3 protein-coding genes are annotated in these 7,124 nt (G+C 40.1%); 2 read left to right on the plus strand and 1 reads right to left on the minus strand.

From position 1 onward, the window contains the following. Positions 1 to 230: 230 nt before the first annotated feature. Entirely contained in the window at positions 231 to 2,849 is a 2,619-nt protein-coding gene (locus H5993_RS08655; protein WP_239458062.1) for a YfhO family protein, read from the minus strand. 260 nt (positions 2,850 to 3,109) lie between these two features. Between H5993_RS08655 and H5993_RS08660 the strand changes: the two genes are divergently transcribed. Together H5993_RS08660 and wecB are read left to right on the plus strand one after the other, a co-directional pair. Next, positions 3,110 to 5,170, plus strand: coding sequence for a penicillin-binding transpeptidase domain-containing protein (locus H5993_RS08660; RefSeq protein ID WP_204777056.1), 2,061 nt, complete (start codon positions 3,110 to 3,112; stop codon positions 5,168 to 5,170). A 77-nt stretch (positions 5,171 to 5,247) separates the two neighbouring features. Next, positions 5,248 to 6,381, plus strand: a complete 1,134-nt coding sequence (wecB, locus tag H5993_RS08665) for a non-hydrolyzing UDP-N-acetylglucosamine 2-epimerase (protein WP_204777057.1) — start codon at positions 5,248 to 5,250, stop codon at positions 6,379 to 6,381. Positions 6,382 to 7,124 lie beyond the last annotated feature (743 nt).

Raw genomic sequence — 7,124 nt, forward strand, 5'->3', positions numbered from 1 at the left:
TCATTTCCTATACTCGAACTCGTAGTCCCACAACCTGAAAATCAAAATATCAAAGCAAAGATAGCGGAGGTCATTTTGTGATACGGACTCGCAGTCCCTGAGGCTATGGACGACCTTAGCTCTATCTTTAGGGTAATAAAAAAGTCCAGGATGGTAAAATTCGTCCTGAACTAATCTTAGGTTGTTTAGATTTAGATTAAGTTATACTTGATCTGGTTTGAACAGGTTAATCAGTGACGATTAGGTTTTCGTTGCCCAAGATATACCAAAATTACTCCTACTAAGGTGAGTAGACTAATCATAATTCCGAGATTAAAGAGTGGTGGCCAATAGGTCATTGTTAATTGATGAGTTCCTTTAGTGGCTGGAATGGCCATTAGGGTTCCAGCAATCTTGATTGGGGTTATCTTTTGTCCATCAAGTTTAACGTGCCAACCCTTAGCGTATGGTATCGTTGTCATGATTAGTTGGTGTGATCTTTTAAGATGGATTGTTCCCTTAATTTGGTTTTGATACCAGTTTGTGATCTTAAGAGGTTCAGATTGAAGTTGCTTAGCACTAGCTTCAAAGGCTTTAGAATTTAGCCGATACAGACTTACATTTTGCAACCATAGACTCGCTTTTTTTAGACTAATTGTGATCTTAACGGTTTTTCCTTTTTCGTGATCAGCGACGGTTGTTACAATTGTATTCTGATAAGTTGCATATTGATTTAGTGGATTCCCATTAATGGTAATATTTGCCGTGTCTTTAAGTGCTGCGCCTAAAGTTAGGTAGTAGGGGTCATTGGTTTGCGGCTTAATGGTTAAAATTAATTGTGCCGGCGCGAGAAGTTGTTGCCGCTTTACCGTTACGCCAGTGATCTGTTCACTCGTAGAGAGATTGACAAATTCAACGTGATCGAAGTTTTGTACTGTGAATAGATTTTGGTCGGTTTTCTTACCAGCAAGGGTTTGATAAAGTTGGGATTGGTAAGCGAGGGGATCTAAGGTCAAAAGTTTTAATTTCTTAGCTTGGTCACTTGCGCCAAAAGCAATTGGTAGGGCCCACTTATTTTGCTTAACTGTAATTTGCTTGGTTTGGAAAACCGTTTTTTGCCGCCGCCAGTCTGGTCGCGAAGCCGTTAGTGGCAAGACTTGATTATTTTGATTGTCTTTACCCTGGTGGCGAGCAAGCCAAAAGTATTTAAAGCCAAGTAGTGAGTCCGTGACCGGAGTTCCGTTTGAGTAAGTAATAAAACCGTCGCCACCTGGCTGACCAATTGCTTGGACAAATTTTGAGACGTCTGGTTCCATAGTTGAACTAAAATTATCACCCGTGAAGAAATCACCTTGGAAGGAATCATCTTTTGTGCGCATAAAGTCCTTGGCAACCCGATAAAAGCCAGCGTCATGCTTTTTAGTTTGTTCACTAACTTGATCAAGTAGTAAGGTGTAGTCAGCAAATTGAGCTTGACTAACGTAAGAAATGTTATTCAAAGAACTAACTGCATTATAACCAACATCAAAAATTGCCAGACAAACAAAGGCAAAATTGAAAAATGGTAAGCGAAAGGGTTCTAGATATAAAAAGATAATTGCGGCGATGGCAAAGCCCAAGCCAAGATAAATTGTTAACGGCTTAATATAGCTTAAATTCTTTGCTAGATGTAAATTAATAATCGTAATTATGACTGCCGTCACTGCGAAGCTTAACAGAATCCAGGGTCTAATTTTCTGGCCTGGCTTAAGGGTAAGGGCGGCTAGCCAGACAAGCCAGAATGATAGCAGAAATGAAAAACGAGCCGGGTACCAAACAGGAAATTGACCGAGGTGCCAGAGTAAATCAAGTGGTTGTAAGGTAAAAGAAGCTACCAAGAAAACGATGATACCGCCGGCGATTACTTTACTTGGCCATCGGTCTTGAGTTACAAAAAAGTATAAACCAGCCCCACAGAGAATGATCATTCCCACGTAAATATTAGCTTGTCCACTCGGCATTTGGTTAAAATTAAAAGCGCCAGGAACTAACTTTGCCAACTCTTTGATTGGTTGATATTCAAACTTCCATTTAATATGGGTCTCAGTATAAGTACCTTTACTGCCTAGCAAAGCACTTACCGTTGGCAGGAGAATAATAGCACTCAGACCAACACTTGCTAGCGAAGTTAAAAGGTAAGTAGCAATGATTTTTCCAATTCTCGATTTTTTTAGCTGAACACGAGAAAGTTGCCAAATGAAAAAAAGAATGGTAAATAGGCAAACCATCCAGGCCATGTAATAATTATCGATTATTAGTAAGGTAAGCCAACTGAGATAAGGTAACCAGCTTTCTTGACGAGTGATTTTAATTAATCCATAGATAACTAGCGGCAATAAGGTTAAGACATCAAGCCAGAGTAAATTTAACTGGTTAGCAATCATCCAACCCATCAAAGCATAAGAAGTACTAAAGGCAATTAGACGGATCCCAGTTTGAATTCTTTCCCGCTTTAATAGCCAACCAAAACTTAAACCAGCTAGGCCATACTTTAGTAAGAGTAACAAAAGAATACCACTGGTTAACCATTGCTTTGGAAAGGCAAGTAAAATTAAATTGAGGGGACTCAGTAGGTAATAGGCATTTGTTCCCCACATTTCACCTCCTAGTCCCTTACTAAATGAATATAGCAAGCCACTTGGGTGATGTAAGAGGCTCGTCCGGAGGTATGCAAAGAAATCAACGTACTGTTGGCCAAGGTCAACTGTTAAAATTGAACTCGAGCCAAAGGGGGCCATTTTGCGACTCGCAAAGTAGGCTCCCATAATAATAATTGGAATACTAAAACAAAGTAATAAATCCCATTGGCGGTGGAAAAAAGACTTTTTCAAAATAATCGTCCTTCCAGAAAAAGATTGTCGATTATCAAGTCATTTTACTGACTTTGATTTTCTCCTTCAATTAAGTTTTAAGCTGATCACAATTATAAACCGAAAATGTGACTAAGTCTCGAAATTAAAATTTCTTAAAATCACTACCTCTGAAACAAAATAAAGTGTAAGATTGAGTGGTTAGTGAGGAATTTTGAATGCGGACAAGTAGTCAATAATTTGGTAGAATAACAGCATTCGAATTGCGAGGAGAATCGATTGTGAATTTATTCAAACGTTTTAAAGGCATCTTTAATCGAGAAAATGAAAGACGGCAAACTTCTCAATCTGCCATTCCTTTTCGTTTAAATCTATTACTCTGGATTGTTGCCTTATTATTATTAACTCTAGGGATCCGGCTATTTTATTTACAAGTTTTAAATGGTACCTCCTATAAGGCTTTGGTGAAACAGTCGGATACCACTACCGAAACGAATAATGTGCAGCGAGGGATGATATATGATTCGACTGGAAAAGTTTTAGTTGGTAATCAGGCTCACCAAGCAATCACGTATACAAAGGGATCAACGGTTACTGATGCTGATATGTACAAAGTTGCTAATCGGCTAGGTAATTACATCAAGGTAAATACAGAGCGATTGACGGACCGTAACCAGATTGATTATTACTTAGCAGATGCTAGTCATTTAAAAAAGGTTGAAAAAGTAGCCCACATCAAAAATGGAGCAACGAGTTCTTATGATGACGCGGTTAAGTATTTAAACCACCATCCGAAATTTTTCCACCTTGATGAAGCTGAAAAAAATAAAGCAATGATCTATGGGGCAATGAGTGGGGCTTATTCCTTATCCACCATTAATATTAAAGCTACTGGTGTAACGGCAAAAGAGCTTTCTGAGGTTGGAGAACACCTTAGTGAATTGCCAGGGGTTAAAATTGGGACTGCTTGGACCAGAAATTACCCGCAAGGAAAAGATATTCAATCTTTAGTTGGGACTGTTACGACTACTGGGCTTCCGAGTGATACCCAAAATGAACTATTGGCACAAGGTTATTCCCGAAATGATAACGTTGGGGCTTCGTACCTAGAAAAGCTTTTCCAAGCAACATTAGCAGGTTCAAAGTCACAAACTGAAGTTTCAACGACGGGAAATAAAACTACTACGAAGCTTAAATATGCTGGTAAGAAGGGGGACAATTTAGTCCTCACCATTAACGGCGAATTCCAAAAGAAAGTTCAAAGTATTTTGGAAAGTAACTATAGTTCGGCCGGAAATGCCTATTCTTCAGGGGTTTATGCAGTCGTTATGAATCCAAATACTGGAGCAATTTATGCCATGGCCGGAATAGATCGGAACCCGAAGACGGGGAAAGAAACGGTGGATCAGATTGGGGCGATTAATCACCCAATCGTATTGGGATCAGTTGTTAAGCCAGCAACCTTGATGGCTGGTTTGATGACTGGAGTGATTACACCGTCAAACAATGTTTTAACGGATAAACCAATTAAGGTTGCTGGTACTTCAGTGAAGGCATCTTGGTTTAATAAGTCTGGGAGTGCCAATATGGCCTTAACAGCTCCGGAAGCCCTTGAAGTTTCATCAAACTCGTACATGATGCAAGTTTTGATGAAAATCGGAGGTATGAAATATTCCTATGACACCCAAATCACTTTAAAACCAAGTATTTTTACAAAAATGCGTTATTACTATAATATGTTTGGCCTTGGGGTTAAAACGGGGATTGATTTACCAGGTGAAACGGTTGGATATAAAGGGGCTTCGGACCAGTCTCACATTGGGAGTGCGCTTGACTTGTCCTACGGGAACTACGATGCTTACACGGTTATACAGCTGGCCCAGTACATGTCAACGATTGCTAACGGTGGTTACAAATTACGACCATATGTAGTTAAGCAAATCCGGGAAACAAACTCAGATGGTTCTCTGGGGAAGGTTCAATCTGAAACGGAACCGCAAGTTCAATCCGTAATCGATGCACCAAAGTCATACTTTAATCTGATTCACCAAGGTTTATACTTAGTTACGCACGGGACAAATACCTATGTTACAGCTGGAAAGTTAAAGGATGTTACGCCTTCGATTTCTGGAAAGACCGGGACGGCGGAAACAGTTTCAGAAGGGCATGAAACTACAACCCTTAGTTTTGCTGGCTATGCGCCATCGAATAATCCACAAGTTGTGGTGGCTTTATCAATTCCGGGTTCAACTAACGATGATGGTGGGGCAAACATTACTATGGCGCGTGAAATCTTTGCGGCATATTGGAAGTATGTTGCAGGAAAGCCAAGTAGCAATTAAAATTGAAAACTGATTATTAAAAGCAACTGGGAAAACATTCTTGTTCTTCCAGGCTTTTTCATCTGTGGAGAAGAAAAATGAAATATAAGATTATGACCGTTTTTGGGACGCGGCCAGAAGCCATAAAAATGGCACCGTTAGTTTTAAAATTAAAAAATGATGCTCGTTTTGAAACCACAACGGTAGTAACGGCCCAACACCGGGAAATGCTTGATCAGGTCTTGAAGATTTTTAAAATTAAGCCAGATTATGATTTAGACATCATGCAACCAAATCAGACACTTGGTCAAATTACGTCACGAGTTCTATTAAACTTAGAAAAAATTATCGCAACTGAAAAACCGGATTTAGTACTAGTCCATGGGGATACCACGACGAGCTTTGCGGCTGGCTTGGCCAGTTTCTACCAACAAGTTCCGGTGGGGCACGTTGAAGCTGGTCTCCGCACTTGGCAAAAATATTCACCTTTTCCTGAAGAATTAAATAGACAAATGACTGATGATTTAAGTGAACTGTATTTTGCGCCAACAAGTCTTAGTCGTCAAAATCTGTTGAAAGAAAATCATCCTAAGGATCGGATTTATATTACCGGGAATACAGCTATCGATGCCTTACAATCAACTGTGACCAAAGAATATCATCACCCAGTATTAGAACAAATAACAAGTGATCACCGGATGATTTTAGTCACGATGCACCGCCGAGAAAACCAAGGAGAACCAATGCGGCAGGTCTTCCAAGCGATGAAAGCTGTTGTTGATCAAGCTGATGACGTTGAAATGGTTTATCCAGTTCACTTATCACCGCGGGTACAAGCAGTGGCAAATGATGTTCTTGGTAATGATCCCAAGATTCATTTAATCAAGCCCCTTAATGTTGTTGACTTCCATAACCTAGCTCAACGGTCATACTTCATCATGACAGATTCTGGTGGAGTCCAAGAAGAAGCGCCAAGCTTAGGGAAGCCAGTCTTGGTATTGCGGGACACAACTGAACGGCCAGAAGGGGTAACTGCGGGAACGTTACGCTTAGTTGGAACTGAACAGAGGACGGTTACCGAGGCGATGCTTGATTTATTAAATAATCCTGACCACTATCAAGCAATGACCAATGCGAAGAATCCATATGGAGATGGCCATGCTAGTAAACGGATTTTGGATGCGATTTGGGCTTACTTTGGTCAAGGGCCGCGGCCAGCTGATTTTAAATAAATTTGGGAGAACTTAGTACCATGAATCAAAAATGGATTGCTCTCTTTCATCTCCGAATGTTACTCAGTAACTAAGGTCAAAGCAGTAGCTGAATGGTAGTTGCTTCCCTGACGGTCGCACCAACCGATTCAGCCTTGCATGGGCTCACAAACGCCAAACCAGTTGGCTGGTTCGCTCCAAAGCACGGCCTTAGCGGATAAGTGCGAACGAAAGGCCGATTCTAATGAATCAACCTTCGTTCTTCTTATCCCAACCAGGCCGTTAAGGAGCTTTTTTCCCAACCTCTTAATCGTCGAATGTTTTTCTACCGGAAATTTCTGATGAATGTCCAATTTGGCTTAATATTCATCTTAAGCTTAGAAATCATTATCTTCTTAGTTTTACCGGATTTAACGACGACTTGACTGAGTCTAATCATGGTGGTGATTGGCACGGTGAGCCTTTTATTTGGTTAGATGGTGATGCTAATGAGCTAAAAGTTGATTTTACTGGGCCAATTGAGGCCTTTTTTCCACTGGTTAGGTTGTAATTTCAATCAAAGGTCTAAAATAACAAATTAAAATTACTCCTTTAAAGCGATACCCTAAGATTATCTTTCAACAGTCGTCCACTTAGTAATAGCCAATTGGCTAGCTTTGATGCTCCAGACTTTGTGGTGATTAATTTGGGGTCTACAATATTTGGTACTGATAGGAGTAAAATCCTAGCAGTACCAATTTTTTTGATTTAGGGGATTTTATGTA

The sequence above is a fragment of the Limosilactobacillus alvi genome, assembly GCF_016900115.1.
In the GTDB taxonomy this organism is placed as follows: domain Bacteria; phylum Bacillota; class Bacilli; order Lactobacillales; family Lactobacillaceae; genus Limosilactobacillus; species Limosilactobacillus alvi.